Below are 14,784 nucleotides of genomic sequence, written 5' to 3' on the forward strand. Positions count from 1 at the left end.
CCCTAAGTTAGAGCGCGTCGCGCCAACTCCGAATGAAGCGCTTCTTAGCATCGGGATTCAACGAACCTGACATTCCTTGGATATTCTCGCCTGTGCTAACTACCCGTTCTCGGTCCGGAGGTGCAGCCGGGTCACCGCGTCCTTCCGCATGTCCACCTTCCGCACCTTCCCGGAGACCGTCATGGGGAACGACTCCCGGATGTCGATGTAGCGCGGAATCTTGTAACGGGCCAGCTTCCCGTGGCAGTACTCAGCCAGATCGTCGGCGGTCAGGGGCGGTGCGCCAGGTTTGAGGATGACGCACGCCATCAGCTCTTCACCGTACTTTTCATCGGGGACTCCGATGACCTGCACGTCCTGAATGGCGGGGTGCGAGAAGAGGAATTCCTCGATCTCCCGCGGGTAGATGTTCTCCCCGCCCCGGATCACCATGTCCTTGATCCGGCCCTCGATCACCACGTATCCGTCCTCATCCATGCTGGCAAGGTCACCAGTGTGCATCCACCCTTCAGCGTCAATTGCCTCAGCGGTTTTGTCCGGCTGACCCCAGTAGCCCTGCATCACCGAGTAACCCCTCGTGCAGAGCTCACCGATCACGCCACGCTCCACCACGTCGCCCGAACCCGGGTCAATGATGCGGCTCTCCAGGTGCGGCATGGTCCTGCCCACCGTGCCGGTCCGATGCTCCAGGGTGTCTCCCGCACGGGTCATGGTGGACACGGGCGACGTCTCTGTCATGCCGTAGCAAATGGCCACGTCAACCATATGCATTTCATCGATCACCCGGCGCATCACCTCGATAGGACACAAGGAGCCCGCCATAACTCCTGTCCGCAACGTGGAGAGGTCATAGGAGGTGAAGTCCTCCAGCGCGAGCTCGGCGATGAACATGGTGGGCACCCCGTACAGGGACGTTCCGCCGAAGTCCTGCACCGCTTCCAAAGCTGCCGAGGCATTGAACCCGCGGCCCGGAATGATGGTTGCCGCGCCGAAACTCAGCGCATTCAGGTTCCCGATCACCATGCCGAAGCAGTGATAGAACGGCACAGGAATCACCACACGGTCGTGCTCGGTGTAGCTCAGGAGCCGGCCGATCGAGTGCCCGTTGTTGAGGATGTTGTGGTGCGTCAAGGTGGCGCCCTTGGGGAATCCCGTGGTGCCTGAGGTGTACTGCAGGTTGATGGGATCGTGCGGGTCCAGTTCCGCCATTCGGTCCCGTAAGGCTGAAGGCCCGACGCCGTCTGCCCGGGTCAGGAGTTGGCCGTACGTGAGTTCTTGGTTGGCTTCCGGGACGCCCACGGTGAGTCCCAGCTCCGGCGGCCCCGGGAGGAAGACCAGCTCTTGGAGATCGGGACAGTTGCGGGCAGCATCCCTGGCCATGCCAACGTAGTCACTGTTTTTATCCGAGGGCGCCGCCACCAACATCCGCATACCGTTCTGTTTCACCACGAACTCCAGCTCATGGCTCCGGTACGCCGGGTTCACGTTCACCAGCACCGCGCCGATTTTGGCTGTGGCGTACTGAAGGATGGTCCACTCAGCGCAGTTGGGGCTCCAGATGCCTATCCTTTCGCCCTTTGCCACGCCCACGGCGAGCAGCGCGCGGGCGAGGTGATCGACGTCGTCGTTCAGCTTTTGGTAGCTCCACCGGCGGGCGTCACCGCCTGGCGCAGCAGCGGCCTCGATCAGCGCATCCCGCAAGGGGAACTGCGCCGCGATGCGCTCAAAATTGGCACCAATGGTCTCTTCGAGCAGCGGGACGTCAGTGTCTCCGGCGGTGTAGGACAACATGACGGAACGCTACCAAGTCACTGCCCGCAACAGAACCGTAACCACCTCCAGCGACGCCGTGTCCTGCCGGTAGGGTTGGAGCCATGAGTGAACCCATCGACTTGCAGGCCACGTTCATCCCCAACGAAGGCGAGTTCTTCCGTGTGAAGCTCGCTTTGGAAATCGCGATCGACGAGGTCGTCAATGAACCCGGCTGCATCCGTTACGAACTGACTGAAGCCACCGAGGAAAAGCTCGTCCTCACTGAGCGTTGGGAATCCGAGGAGCTTCTGGAGAAGCACTCCAAGGGCATCGCCGTCCAGGACCTGAACGAGTCCCTCAGCGCACTGCTGGCCGAGCCCGTCAAGCTCGAGCGGCTCTAGCCACCATTATCCGGCGACATCGCGGGAAGACTGCGAGAACGCCTTAAATGCATCGAGGTCGCCGGAAATTTCCGGCGACCTCGATGCTTTCCGGCGGTTGCGATGTTTCGAAGCCGCCGCTTGGTCTTAGCTTTCCTGAGCCTCGGCACGTGCCTTGGCGACGTGTGCGTGGACTTCTTCCATGTCCAGGCCCTTCACGGCCTCGAGGACCTGCTCCAACTGCGGACCGTTGAGGGCACCCGGCTGCGAGAAGACGAGGACCTTTTCACGGAAGGCCATGAGCGTGGGGATGGACGTGATCCCGGCTTCGGCGGCGAGCTGCTGCTCAGCCTCGGTGTCCACCTTCGCGAACACCACGTCAGTGTGCTTCTCTGAAGCGGCCCCATAGGTGGGGGCAAACTGACGGCACGGGGCACACCAGGATGCCCAGAAATCCACCAGGACAATGTCATTGTCCTCGATGGTCGATGCGAACTGTTCTCCAGTGATGTCAACTGTAGCCATGCTTCCACGGTACGCGACCCCGCCCGCGAAGTCCCGCGGAGGGGCTCCCTGTTCGCTGTCTGCGTCACAGGGAATAAACGCCCATGCGGAAGTTTTCCGTGGATCACGTAAAACCTCTTGTCGCAGATTGAACAAGTGTTTAGTCTATGAAACATGCGTTCAAGCGCAGAGGATCTAACCACCCGGGCCCGCATCCGCGACGCCGCCATTGGGCTCTTCGGCCGCGATGGATTCGCCCGCGCCACCGTCAGGGCTGTTGCCTCTACCGCCGGCGTCAGTCCCGGCCTGGTCATCCATCACTTCGGAAGCAAAGCCGGGCTGCGCGATGCCTGCGATCAGCATGTCCTCGCACAAACAGCAACCCAGGGTCGCGAAAAAGCCGATCCGGTATCCACGAGGCAGCTGATCCAGGACTACTTGAACCACCCGGATCAGTACGCCGACGAAATCACCTACATCCGACGCACCCTCAGCGATGAGTCCGAGGCAGGCGACGCCTTCTTCGACGCCGTCGTGAAGCAAACCCAGGACATCATCCACGCCGGGATGGAGGCCGGAACCATCCGAAAGTTCGACGACGTCCGCTCCACCGCCGTCGTCATCGCCTCCAACAGCCTCTCGATCCTCATGTTGGGACGGCACCTCTCACGGACGCTGGGGACTCTAGGCCCGGAGCCTCACGGGATCGGCCCCGAACTCCTCCGGCAACTGACCCTGCCCGCCCTGGAGATTTACACGCACGGTTTCTACGCCGACGCGCGGTTCCTTGACGCGGCCCGCGAAGCCATCAACACCAACACCAGCACCAACACCGGAAGGGAGCATGCCCCGTGACCCAGGCAATCGTCGTCGAGGGTTTGCGAAAGAAGTTCGGGTCCCGGGAAGTCCTGCACGGACTTGATTTTGCGGTGGAACCCGGATCAGTATTCGGCGTCATCGGGCCGAACGGAGCGGGCAAGACCACCACCATGCGCTGCCTGCTGGATATTATTCGGCCCAGTGCGGGGTCCATTTCCGTCCTGGGACAGAATCCCCGTTCGGCCGGCACGGCGCTTCGCCGCAGGATCGGCTACCTTCCCGGTGAGCTCCACTTGGAAAACAGGACCACGGGGCGCCGCATGCTGGAGCACTTCGCGGCGATCAGCGGGCCAGTGGAACCCAAGCATGTCAACGAACTCGCCGAACGGCTGAACCTGGACCTCGATCGCCAGACCCGGAAACTCTCCAAAGGCAACAAGCAGAAGCTCGGACTCCTGCAGGCCTTCATGCATAAGCCCGAGCTCCTGGTGCTGGACGAGCCCACCAGCGGCCTGGACCCCCTGGTTCAGCAGGTGTTCCATGCGATGGTTCGCGAGGCAGTGGATGACGGCGCAACGGTGTTCCTCAGTTCGCACGTCCTCAGTGAGGTACAGCAGGCCGCTGACGCCGTGGCTATCCTCCGTGACGGCGAAATCGTCACCGTTTCCACCGTGGAGGCGCTCAGGACGGCAGCAGCCCGGCAACTGCGGTTCAACAGCACCGGGACGGAAGCGCACGACGTCGGCGCGGTGCTGGCCCGCGTGCCCGGCATCGCCAACGTGGCGGTCCGGGAGCTCAAAGCCGAAGGGCACGCCGCCCCAACAGTTGAGGCCTCGGCGACGCTCTCCGGCCACGTTCAGCCCTTGGTCCAGGAGCTGGCCAGGTTGAACCTGACGGATCTTGTCCTCGAAGAACCGGACCTGGAGGAAGCCGTCCTGACGCTCTACACGGCCCAGTCACCTCTGCCTGGCCAAGCTCCAGGGCTCGGCCAGGCTCCGGGGCCGGGCCAAGCTCCTGGGCCGGGCCAAGCTCCTGGGCCGGGCCAAGCTCCTGAAAACGGTCAAGTATCTGGCCGACACGCGGAAGGAGCACACCGTGCCTAAGATCCTCCCCCTGTTCACCAAGGCCCTGACCGACTCCTGGCGTTCAACGCTGGCCTGGGCAGTCGGTTTGTCGGCGGCATGCATGCTGTACCTGCCGCTCTATCCCTCGATCGGAGGCAGCGCGCAGATGCAGGACCTGATCAATGCGCTTCCTCCCGAAATGACCAAAGCCCTGAACTACGATCAAATCGCCTCAGGACCCGGTTACACCCAGGCCACCATGTTCGGGCTGATCGGATTCCTGCTGATGTCCATGGCCTCCATCGGCTGGGGTGCCGCGGCCGTAGGTGGCGACGAGGAATCCGGCTTGCTCGAACTAACGCTCGCCCACAGTGTTACTCGGGTGCAGGTAGTCCTCGAACGCGCCCTGGCAATCGTGGTTCGTATTGCGTTGCTTTCGGTCCTCGTTTTCCTGTTGGTGCTGGGACTGAACGGGCCCTCGCAACTGGGAATCGACGTCGGGCATCTTGCCGGGGCGGTGCTGCTGTTTGCCGCTTTAGCGTTGCTCAGCGGGACTGCTGCGCTCTTCGCCGGTGCGCTGAGCGGCCGGAAGATCTACGGGATCGCAGCTGGTGCCGCAGTGGCTGTTCTTGGGTACGTGTTCAACGCCGTGGGACGGCAAAGTCCGGATGTCGAGTGGTTGCTGAATCTTTCGCCGTACCACTGGGCCTACGGCAATTCCCCGGTAGCCAACGGCGCGGACTGGGGAGCTGCCGCGGGCCTATACGGTATCTCTGCGGTACTCATCGTGTTGGGAGCGACGGCCCTGCAACGACGCGATGTGGGGGTTTAGCGGCAGACGTCTCAGCGCCAGACGTTTTAGCGCCAGATGTGCGGTGCCGGACGCCGCGAACCGGGAAGGGCGTTGTTTTCGCGCCACTCGTGGATCCACTCAGGCAACTCAAGGTCAGCCGGTGGCGCTCCGAACTCAGCGATGATTTCTTCCTGCGTGACGGGCTTGCCCTTGTTGACCAAGCGGGTGGCGATGTGTGCGCGGGCGTAGATCTCACCGTCCACCACCATGCGCTGTTCAAAGTAGATGGCCTTGGTGTCCAGCCCGATGATGCGGGTCTCAATGGTGTAGCGCTGCCAAAGTTGCAGGGACTTGCGGAAGGCAATGGTTTCACCGGCTGCCACCGGACTCCAGCCCCGCTTGCGCATCCTGGCCCAGATGCCGCTGCGGACCATGAGATCGAAGCGGCCGAGGTCCATCAATGAGAAATACATGCCGTTATTGACGTGCATTGCGATGTCGATGTCAGTGGGCAGAACCCGCAGGGGCAGCGAGGATTCTTCCCAAACACCGAGCGGCGAGCGCTTGGAGGAGGTTAACAGCAACATGAGGGTGCGAAGAAGCAGATGCATGACTCAATGTTACCCATCAGTAACTTTGCGGGGAATACAGGGACCGCATAGTGGACCCGTTCTTGGGCAAAGCGGGTTTATGTCCAACGTTTGCACTAACGTTTACCGCTGGTTCATGAAAGACGTGCACAATATCTGAAACTCATATTGATGGAACACACAAGGGGGACCCCTTTGAGCACGCTGCAAACCGCCAGGCCGCAAGGCGACGTTTGGCCTGAACTCTCCCGCCACCAGCACGTGGTCCTCAAGGATGCCCGCGGCAACCGGATCGAGGGAACCATCGATGGCATGACCAATGATCGCAGTACGCTGTGGATCCAACTCAAGGGCGGCCTGGGGCGTCAACTGATTCACCACTTGGACGGCTACTGGCTGGAGACACCAGCCTCCTGATCCCTTGCAGTAAAGGCGGGGCTTTCGCTGTGGCTAGTATTCCCGTATGACTCAAGCGCGATACAGGGACCTGGTTGAATGGCCCCTCATGGCCACGGCATTGATTTTCCTCACGGCTTACGCGTGGCAGGTCATTGGTCGCGTGAGCGGGGCTGAGGCAACCCCCTTCGAAGTGGTCCTCTGGATTACCTGGGGAATTTTCGCTTTGGATTACTTCGTTAATCTCTGGCTTGCCGAGGACCGCATGCGGTGGTTCCTCTGGAATCTCCACGAACTCCTGATTGTGGTGCTCCCCTTCTTCCGGCCACTCCGGTTGCTGCGGCTGGTGACTTTGCTCTCCGTCCTGCAGCGCACGGTGGGCGAAACACTGCGCGGACGCGTAGCCACGTATGTCGCCGGTGCAGCTGCGATGCTGATCCTCATTGGGGCCCTGGCAGTGCTGGACGTGGAGCAGAACGCCCCCGACGCCAAAATCCTCAATTTCGGGGACGCCGCCTGGTGGGCCATCACCACCATCACCACCGTGGGGTACGGAGACCTCTACCCCGTGACTCCTATAGGCAGGATGGTGGCTGCCGCCCTGATGATGAGCGGGATCGCGGTCCTGGGTATTGTCACGGCCTCCATTGCCTCATGGCTTCTGCAGCGAATTGAGGAGAACGCCGAGGGCGTGGCCGCGGCAGCGGAAGTCAAGGCTGCAGCTGCCGAGGAACCGGTCCGCGCCGAGATGGCGGACCTCGTGACGGAAATCGCAGCCCTTCGGAGGGAGATCGCGGAACTCCGGCAAGCCACGGAAACCGGGCGGGGCACGCACATTCGGCAGGGCACAGACTTCAGGCAGGAGCGCGAGGCTTAGTCCCGGCGTCGGGGTCTATGCCGCACCGTCACCACCCACTTCGAGCACTCGGGTGCTGCGACGCGCCGAGGTTTGCGGCGCGCCGAGGTTTGCGGCGCGCCGCAAGGTTGATGCCATCAAAGTGGGTGCTAGCCGCACAGCCGAGTCCGCGGTTCCCCCAGTCACGCACTCGTTCGAGTCCCCCGCCGCACAACGGGGAGCTGGGCGAACAACTGCGGGATCCTCAAGCAGGTGGGATCAGCCAGCAGAAGACTTGTGGGCACACGAAAAAATCCCCGGAACCAGTGGTTCCGGGGATTCTCCTTGGGTGGCAGATGAGGGATTCGAACCCCCGTAGGCGTTGCCAGCTGATTTACAGTCAGCCCCCTTTGGCCGCTCGGGTAATCTGCCGAACTTCAAAAGAAGATCACTTCCGGAGACCGTTTCTTTTAGATCCGGTAACCGAAGGCAGAGACAACCTTACAGAATTTTCTGCGAAGAATCTAATCGGCGCCGGACGCCTGGGATTTCGCGGGATTTCAGGCTTCTCCGAGGATCCTGCCGGCCAATTTAGCTTCGAACTTTTCGGCTTGCTCGGCAGTGATCTGGTTGAGCTGCACAGCGCGCAGCAAGTCCGCGTGGACTCCGTCCATACGCGAAGCAGCGTTGGGAACCGGACTGAGGACGATCGATGCCGCGACAGCCGCGGCAGCTACGGCACTTGCTGCGGCAACTGCGGCCGTACCAAGGGAACCTGCCGCCGCACCAAGGGAACCTGCTGCTGCGGACGCGGTTTTGCTGATGGACTGGACGGCCTTGCTGCTCATGCTGATCCTCCGTGGATGCGTTCTTCCAACTGGTACAACTCTCGACCGGCAGCCTCAGTTCCAGCCCTGCATGCGCTGTGAGCGAACTGTGAAAGAACTCCCCGGCCCCAACCCACGCCTTCCGTACTAGGCTGGATGCCAGACCAACCCGCCCTCACAGGGCCCCCAACCTAAGGAGAGTCATGGCAGGCGAATCCACATTCGACGTCGTAAGCAAAGTAGACAAGCAAGAGGTTGCCAACGCGCTCAACCAGTCCCAGAAGGAAATCGCCCAGCGGTACGACTTCAAGGGCGTCGGTGCCGAGATCGACTTCAGCGGCGAAAAGATCCTCATGAAGGCCAACTCCGAGGACCGCATCCTGGCTGTTCTGGACGTCTTCCAGTCCAAGCTCATCAAGCGCGGCATCTCCTTGAAGTCGTTGGACCAAGGCGAGCCCTACCCGTCCGGTAAGGAATTCCGCCTGGAGTGCACCATCAAGGAGGGCATTGCGCAGGACATCGCCAAGAAGATCAACAAGATCATCCGCGATGAAGCCCCCAAGTCCGTCAAGTCCCAGATCCAGGGCGACGAACTCCGGGTCACCTCCAAGTCCCGCGATGACCTGCAGGAGACCATGAACATCCTGAAGAAGTTCGACGAGGCCGATCTCCAGTTCGTGAACTTCCGCAGCTAGCACCCTCGCAAAAACGCGGAGGCAATCAAGGGCCTCAAAGCCGGGACGCACGCTCATCTGGGCGCTGCATCCCGGCTTTTTGCTGCCCTCAACTACATCGATTGTCGTAATGAGCGAGCGCATTAGCGCATGATTACTTTGCGTAATAGTCAAGTCACAGTATCCTTCTTCCTTAGGTGAGCCTAAGTACGGCTCCCCTTAGCGAAAGAAAATCCATGACCGCCAATTTCCTGATCGGCCTGCGCGAAGGCCTTGAGGCCTCTCTCATCGTGGTCCTCCTGATGGCTTACCTCATCAAGACCGGCCGGCGGCACCTGATCCCCCGTGTCTGGATGGGCGTGGGCCTCGCAATCGCCATTTCGCTTGGTTTCGGCGCCATGCTGACTTTTGGCCCCCGTGGTCTAACGTTCGAGGCGCAGGAAGCGATCGGCGGAGGCTTGTCCATCGTTGCCGTCGCTCTGGTGACCTGGATGGTGTTCTGGATGGCCCGTACCGCACGCAGCCTCGGTGGCGAACTCCGCTCGCAGGTGGACAAAGCGGCCGACGGCGCCGCCTGGGGCCTTGTGGTGGTTGCGGCACTGGCCGTGGGCAGGGAGGGCCTGGAAACCGCCCTGTTTATCTGGGCAGCAGCCCAGGCCACCGGTGAAACCACGTTGCCGCTGCTCGGTGCACTGCTGGGGCTCATCACCGCTGCCGCCCTGGGTTATTTGCTTCACCGGGGTATCCTGAAGGTGAACCTGGGCCGCTTCTTCACCTGGACCGGGGTAGGACTGATCATTATCGCCGGCGGTGTTCTGGCTTATGGCATCCATGATCTGCAGGAAGCCGGAATCCTGCCGGGCCTGAACAACCTGGCCTTCGACGTCTCAGCCGCCATCCCGCCGTCGTCCTGGTACGGCACCCTGCTCAAAGGCACCCTGAACTTCTCCCCCGCCACCACCTGGCTGGAGGCAGCCGCCTGGCTGCTGTACGTGGTTCCGGTGTTGATCCTGTACATCCGGGCTAACCGCTCGTCACCTCCCAAGGCTTCCAGCGCAGCCTCAGTCTCTGCTGTCGCAACACAGGCCTAAGGCCACCACAGTTTTCCGGGTAACTCCCGTCACGCCCTTCAACATAAGGACCCACCATGCTCGGAACCCCCAAACTTCGCAGGACCCTGGCCGTCATTGGCGCGGCCGCAGCCGTTCCCTTGGTACTTGCCGGCTGCACTGACAACACCAAGACCACGGGTGCCGCAGACGGCCCCATCCAGGTCAGCAGCAACGCCAACGAATGCAAGGTGTCCACGGGCACCGCCCCCAGCGGCAACCTTACTTTTGCCGTGAAAAACGAAGGCACGGAGGTCACCGAGTTCTACCTTCTGGCCGAAGACGGTCTGAGGATCCTCGGCGAAGTGGAGAACATCGGGCCCGGCATCACCCGCAACCTGGTGGTCACCGCTCCGGCTGGCAAGTACAACACGGCCTGCAAGCCGGGCATGCAGGGCGAAGGCATCCGCGCGTCCTTTGAGGTCACCGAATCCGGCAACAAGCCCAGCGTCGACGCCGACTTCCAGAAGCTCCTGGACACGGGATCCCAGCAGTACGTGGCCTACGTCAAAGACCAGAGCGAGCAGCTCATTGTGGGCACCAAAGCCTTCGCCGATGCGTTCGCCGCCGGTGATGCCGCCAAGGCCCGTGAGCTCTACGCTTCAACCCGCATGCACTGGGAGCGGATCGAACCTGTAGCTGAGTCCTTCGGCGACCTGGACCCCAAGCTGGATGCCCGCGAGGCAGACCTTGAACCCGGACAGGAATGGACCGGCTGGCACCGTGCGGAGAAGGACCTCTTCCCGCCTGCGGAATACACCGCCATGACGCCGGCCGAGCGCACCGCCATCTCCACCCAGCTGGTTGCAGACACCGAAGACCTCGTCACCCGCACCCGCACGGTTGAGCTCACTCCGGACAAGCTCGGCAACGGCGCCAAGGAACTCCTGGACGAAGTTGCCACCGGCAAGGTCACAGGCGAAGAGGAAATCTGGTCCCACACGGATCTTTGGGATTTCCAGGCCAACGTGGACGGCGCACGCATCGCTTTTGAGAACCTGAGGCCGGCCCTTGAGCAGAAGGACCCCGAGCTCGCCAAGTCCTTGGACGAGAAGTTCACGGCGCTCCAAACCGAACTCAAGACGCATGCCAAGGGCGACGGCTTCGTGTTCTACAACGAGCTGAGCCAGGACCAAGTCCAGCAGCTCGCCGCGCTGGTCGATTCGCTGGGTGAGCCCCTCTCCAAGCTCACCGCAGCCGTAGTGTTGTGACTGGCTGCCCCTTCGGGCACACCGACGAGCCCGTCGACAAAGACACTAACCTTGTCCGGCAGGGCACGGCAGCTGAGGCTGCCGCCGTCGTGACGTCCCGGGAAGCGGCCGACGGCGGTACAGCAGCTGCCGCTGAAAGCCGCCGCACGGGCGTCTCCCGCCGTGGCCTGCTCTCGCTCGCGGGAGTAGGCGGCGCGGGTGCGGTTGCCGGTCTGGCTGCCGGGTTCCTGGGACATGACGCGTTGTCTGCCGCTGCTGCATCCTCCGCGGACACCAGCACCGGCGAAGCGGTGGTCCCATTCTTTGGCGAGCACCAGGCCGGCATCACTACCCCGGCCCAGGATCGCCTGCACATGGCCGCTTTTGATGTCACCACTGAAGACCGCAAAGAACTCATCAAGCTCCTCAAGGACTGGACTGCCGCGGCCGAATCCATGACAACCGGCCTCCCCACTGGCGCGACGGGCGCCGTGGACGGGCCGTACGATGCCCCGCCTGAAGACACCGGCGAAGCTTTGGATTTGGCGGCTGCGAAGTTGACGCTGACCTTCGGTTTTGGCGCGGGGCTGTTCGAGAAGGATGGGAGGGCGCGCTTTGGTCTGGAGGGCCGTCGTCCGGAGGCACTGATCGATCTTCCGCATTTCCCAGGGGACGATCTTCAGCCGGGCCGCACGGGTGGGGACATCGTCATCCAGGCCTGCGCTGATGACCCCCAAGTGGCAGTCCACGCTATTCGGAACCTTGCACGGATCGGCTTCGGCAAGGTCCGGGTCCGGTGGTCGCAGTTGGGCTTTGGACGCACGTCCTCTACGTCCAGGGCCCAGGTGACACCCCGGAACCTGTTCGGATTCAAGGACGGCACCAACAACCTCAAGGTCGAGGACAACGCCCTGCTTGATGAGCACGTCTGGGTAGGCGCCGGCTCGGCGGGCGAACAATGGATGAACGGCGGCAGCTACCTGGTGGCCCGCAGGATTCAGATGCACATTGAAATCTGGGACCGGACTTCCCTGCGCGAACAGGAGGGACTGATTGGCCGCACCAAGGGAGTTGGCGCTCCGTTGTCCGGCGGGGACGAGTTCAGCACCCCCGATTTCGCCATGGCAGGCCGCAACGGAGATCCCCTGATTCCCATGGACTCCCACATGCGCCTGGCCCACCCGGACCAGAACAACGGCGTGAGGATGCTGCGCCGTGGCTACAACTTCACGGATGGCTCGGACGGGCTGGGACACCTCGACGCCGGGCTGTTCTTCATTGCCTTCGTCAAGGATCCCCGAACCCACTACGTTCCCATGCAGCTGGCATTGGCCAAGAGCGACACCCTGTCCGTGGAGTACTTGAAGCACACGGGCTCGGGGCTCTTTGCGGTGCCTCCGGGCGTCCAGGCGGGCGGTTTCATCGGCGAGGGCTTGTTCGCCTAGACCTGGTCAGCACAATGACGTTGAGAACCCGCTTTTCCGTTGTTGGTCAACCACGGAAAAGCGGGTTCACGACGTGTTTGGCTCTCTAGGAAAGCGGGCGCCCGGCCATCCTTTCCAGCCGGCTGATCCGTTCCTTCATGGGCGGGTGTGTGGAGAACATACGCCGTATGCCGCCGCCGCGGAACGGGTTGGCGATCATCAGGTGTGAGGCATTGACCAGCCGCTGGTCCTGCGGGAGCGGCAACTGGCTGACCCCGGATTCGATCTTGCGCAGGGCTGAGGCGAGCGCCAGGGGGTCGCCGGTGAGCTCGGCACCGTCTTCATCGGCGTCGTACTCGCGGGTTCGGGAGATGGCCATCTGGATCAATGAGGCCGCGAACGGCGCCAGCAGGGCCATGGCGATGGTGGCCAGCGGGTTGGCGTTGCGCCGGTCGCCGCTGCCGAAGATCAGCAGCATCTGCCCCACGGAGGTGATGACTCCGGCCACGGCCGCGGCAACTGACGACGTCAGGATGTCGCGGTTGTACACGTGCATCAGCTCATGCCCCAGGACGCCCCTGAGTTCGCGGGCGTCCAGCAGGTGAAGGATGCCCTCGGTGCAGCACACGGCGGCGTTCTTTGGATTGCGTCCGGTGGCAAAAGCATTGGGAGTCATGGTGGGCGATAGGTAAATCCGCGGCATGGGCTTGTTGGCACGCACGGACAGCTCTCGGACTATCTGATAGAGCTGCGGCGCCTGCGCCTCTGTGACGGGGTAGGCAGCCATGGAACGGATGGCGATCTTGTCGCTGTTCCAGTAGCCATAAGCCGTGGTACCAACACCGATCAACGCCATGATCCAGATAGGTGTGGTGCTGCGCGTCCCGGCCGCGATGATGGCGCCCAAACCCAACAACACCGCCCACAGCACACCGAAGAGTGCCGCGGTCTTGAGTCCATTGTTGTGTTTATGCACGGTTGTTCTTGTCGCTTTCCTCGTCATTGGCAGGGGTTCTGTACGGATTAACGCCGACGCCGCCCGTCGTGTTCCGTTGCCAGCCTACGTCGGCGGGTGGCCGGCAGCGTGCCGCAGGGTCAGGGCACAGGGTGTTTGGCGTCGTAGGCGACGAATCCGGGCTGCATTCGTGAAGCCACCCATGCCAGGAGAATGCAAAGAAGTCCGCCTAGAAGCAACACTCCGCCTTCACTGAGGAACTGGGTGACACCGCCGGCCAGCATGTCCCCCACTCTGGGCCCTCCGGCCACCACCACAATGAACACGCCTTGGAGCCGGCCCCGCATGTGGTCCGGAGTGGCTGACTGGAGGATGGTGGTACGGAAGACGGCGCTGATGGAGTCCGAGATCCCGGCGAGGGCACAGCACAGGGCAGCCGGGATCAGCCAGGCAGTGACGCCGTCGCGGCCGGAATCCCCGGCGAGCAGCACCACCAGACCGAACCCGGCAATGGAAGCGCCCCAGCCGATCACTGACCACACCACGGCGCTGCCCTGCTTGCGAACCCTTCCCAGGGGCCCGGAAAACAGCCCGGCCAGGAAAGCACCCACGGCTGTGGAGGCGAGCAATACACCCACGGTGGTTTCGCCTCCACCGATCATCACGGCCCCGATGGCGGGCATCAAAGCCCGGGGTTGGGCGCAGATCATGGCGATGAGGTCGATGATGAACGTCATGCGAACGTTGGGCCGTGTCCCCAGGAACCGGAAGCCCTCCACCACGGAGCGGAGCCCTGGCCGCACGGCATCCTTGGACGGTGGCAGGGGCGGGAGTTTGAAGAGCCCCCACAGGGCGAACGTGAAGCTGATGACATCTATGGTGTAGGTCCAGCCGAATCCGATGGTGGCCACAAGGACGCCTGCCAGGAGCGGCCCGGCGGTCATGGACAGGCCAAACGTCAGCATGCTCAGTGCGTTGGCCGCCGGAAGCAGATCCTTGCGGACCAGGAGCGGAATGATGGCACTGCGGGCAGGGCCGTTAATGCCCTGGGCGCCACTTTGCACGGCTACCAACGCGTAAAGGAGCCAGATGTTGCCGATTTCCAACCACGCCTGCAAAGCCAATGCGGCCGTGGTGGCCCAAAGGACCAGCGAGGCAATGAGGGCAACTTTGCGGCGATCGTAGGCATCCGAGACAGAGCCCCCATACAGCCCGGCAATGACCAGGGGCACCAGCGCGAAGATCCCCAGGAGGCCCACGTAGAAGCTCTCCTGAGTGAGCCGATAAACCTCCAGGCTCACCGCCACCAAGGTCAGCTGGGTTCCGATGGCAGCCACGGAGGCCCCCAGCCAGAGCCGCCTAAAAGCGGGGCTCTCCTTTAAGGGGGTGATATCTGCCAGTAGTTTCGCCACCGTCCTACCTTAACGAGCATTGCGGCAACCGCCCGCAACTATCCCTGGGTGCGGGAACGC

At 62.5% G+C, this 14,784-nt stretch carries 16 protein-coding genes and 1 tRNA gene; 10 read left to right on the forward strand and 7 right to left on the reverse strand.

Translation table 11 applies throughout. The features are described 5' to 3' along the window. Window positions 1–99: 99 nt before the first annotated feature. Window positions 100–1,791 (reverse strand): AMP-binding protein, encoded by a 1,692-nt coding sequence (locus CQ020_RS00960; protein WP_105690152.1) that lies wholly within the window; start codon window positions 1,789–1,791, stop codon window positions 100–102. Between the two features lie 83 nt (window positions 1,792–1,874). Between CQ020_RS00960 and CQ020_RS00965 the strand changes: the two genes are divergently transcribed. Further along, complete coding sequence (locus tag CQ020_RS00965; protein WP_024817673.1) at window positions 1,875–2,153, forward strand: putative quinol monooxygenase; 279 nt, start codon at window positions 1,875–1,877, stop codon at window positions 2,151–2,153. A gap of 126 nt (window positions 2,154–2,279) precedes the next feature. On the opposite strand, the gene CQ020_RS00970 is transcribed toward CQ020_RS00965, so the two are convergent. Beyond that, a complete protein-coding gene (locus CQ020_RS00970) occupies window positions 2,280–2,657 on the reverse strand; it encodes a co-chaperone YbbN (RefSeq protein ID WP_024817674.1) in 378 nt (125 codons plus the stop codon). A gap of 153 nt (window positions 2,658–2,810) precedes the next feature. Between CQ020_RS00970 and CQ020_RS00975 the strand changes: the two genes are divergently transcribed. Genes CQ020_RS00975 through CQ020_RS00985 form a run of 3 tightly spaced genes read left to right on the forward strand, consistent with a single transcriptional unit; the run spans window position 2,811 to window position 5,351 of the window. Further along, entirely contained in the window at window positions 2,811–3,491 is a 681-nt protein-coding gene (locus CQ020_RS00975; RefSeq protein WP_105690153.1) for a TetR family transcriptional regulator, read from the forward strand. Next, complete coding sequence (locus CQ020_RS00980) at window positions 3,488–4,558, forward strand: ABC transporter ATP-binding protein (RefSeq protein WP_105690154.1); 1,071 nt, start codon at window positions 3,488–3,490, stop codon at window positions 4,556–4,558. Before CQ020_RS00975 ends, CQ020_RS00980 begins: the two co-directional genes overlap by 4 nt. After that, window positions 4,551–5,351, forward strand: a complete 801-nt coding sequence (locus CQ020_RS00985) for an ABC transporter permease subunit (RefSeq protein ID WP_105690155.1) — start codon at window positions 4,551–4,553, stop codon at window positions 5,349–5,351. The genes CQ020_RS00980 and CQ020_RS00985 overlap by 8 nt, the downstream gene beginning before the upstream one ends. A 26-nt stretch (window positions 5,352–5,377) precedes the next feature. Here the strand turns inward: CQ020_RS00985 and CQ020_RS00990 are convergent, their stop codons facing one another. Beyond that, a complete protein-coding gene (locus tag CQ020_RS00990) occupies window positions 5,378–5,923 on the reverse strand; it encodes a thioesterase family protein (protein WP_105690156.1) in 546 nt (181 codons plus the stop codon). A 174-nt stretch (window positions 5,924–6,097) separates the two neighbouring features. On the opposite strand from CQ020_RS00990, the gene CQ020_RS00995 reads away from it, so the two are divergent. Together CQ020_RS00995 and CQ020_RS01000 are read left to right on the forward strand one after the other, a co-directional pair. Then, window positions 6,098–6,319 (forward strand): hypothetical protein, encoded by a 222-nt coding sequence (locus CQ020_RS00995; RefSeq protein WP_105690157.1) that lies wholly within the window; start codon window positions 6,098–6,100, stop codon window positions 6,317–6,319. A gap of 46 nt (window positions 6,320–6,365) precedes the next feature. Further along, window positions 6,366–7,175, forward strand: a complete 810-nt coding sequence (locus tag CQ020_RS01000; RefSeq protein ID WP_258141634.1) for a potassium channel family protein — start codon at window positions 6,366–6,368, stop codon at window positions 7,173–7,175. A gap of 308 nt (window positions 7,176–7,483) precedes the next feature. On the opposite strand, the gene CQ020_RS01005 is transcribed toward CQ020_RS01000, so the two are convergent. Continuing rightward, a tRNA-Tyr gene (locus CQ020_RS01005) sits at window positions 7,484–7,565 on the reverse strand. A 128-nt stretch (window positions 7,566–7,693) separates the two neighbouring features. Beyond that, window positions 7,694–7,981: a hypothetical protein gene (locus CQ020_RS01010; protein WP_105690159.1), complete on the reverse strand. Its 288-nt coding sequence runs from the start codon at window positions 7,979–7,981 to the stop codon at window positions 7,694–7,696. Window positions 7,982–8,163: 182 nt separating this feature from the next. Between CQ020_RS01010 and CQ020_RS01015 the strand changes: the two genes are divergently transcribed. The 4 genes from CQ020_RS01015 (at window position 8,164) to efeB (ending at window position 12,378) form a co-directional block, all read left to right on the forward strand. Beyond that, on the forward strand, window positions 8,164–8,655 hold the full coding sequence (locus CQ020_RS01015) for a YajQ family cyclic di-GMP-binding protein (protein WP_024817682.1): 492 nt from the start codon (window positions 8,164–8,166) through the stop codon (window positions 8,653–8,655). 215 nt (window positions 8,656–8,870) lie between these two features. Beyond that, the gene (efeU, locus tag CQ020_RS01020) at window positions 8,871–9,725 is read left to right on the forward strand and encodes an iron uptake transporter permease EfeU (protein WP_105690160.1); all 855 of its coding nucleotides are present in this window, start codon (window positions 8,871–8,873) and stop codon (window positions 9,723–9,725) included. A gap of 56 nt (window positions 9,726–9,781) precedes the next feature. After that, a complete protein-coding gene (efeO, locus tag CQ020_RS01025; protein WP_105690161.1) occupies window positions 9,782–10,954 on the forward strand; it encodes an iron uptake system protein EfeO in 1,173 nt (390 codons plus the stop codon). Further along, window positions 10,951–12,378, forward strand: a complete 1,428-nt coding sequence (gene efeB / locus CQ020_RS01030) for an iron uptake transporter deferrochelatase/peroxidase subunit (RefSeq protein ID WP_374955171.1) — start codon at window positions 10,951–10,953, stop codon at window positions 12,376–12,378. Before efeO ends, efeB begins: the two co-directional genes overlap by 4 nt. Before the next feature lie 85 nt (window positions 12,379–12,463). Here efeB and htpX read toward each other — a convergent pair whose 3' ends face one another. Both htpX and CQ020_RS01040 read right to left on the reverse strand, forming a co-directional pair. Further along, window positions 12,464–13,333 carry a zinc metalloprotease HtpX gene (gene htpX, locus CQ020_RS01035; protein WP_105690162.1) on the reverse strand — a complete coding sequence of 290 codons (870 nt, stop codon included), beginning with the start codon at window positions 13,331–13,333 and terminating at the stop codon, window positions 12,464–12,466. A 119-nt stretch (window positions 13,334–13,452) separates the two neighbouring features. Beyond that, window positions 13,453–14,724 (reverse strand): MFS transporter, encoded by a 1,272-nt coding sequence (locus tag CQ020_RS01040; RefSeq protein WP_105690163.1) that lies wholly within the window; start codon window positions 14,722–14,724, stop codon window positions 13,453–13,455. Window positions 14,725–14,784: the final 60 nt, after the last annotated feature.

It is taken from the genome of Arthrobacter sp. MYb23 (assembly GCF_002979775.1).
GTDB lineage: Bacteria > Actinomycetota > Actinomycetes > Actinomycetales > Micrococcaceae > Arthrobacter.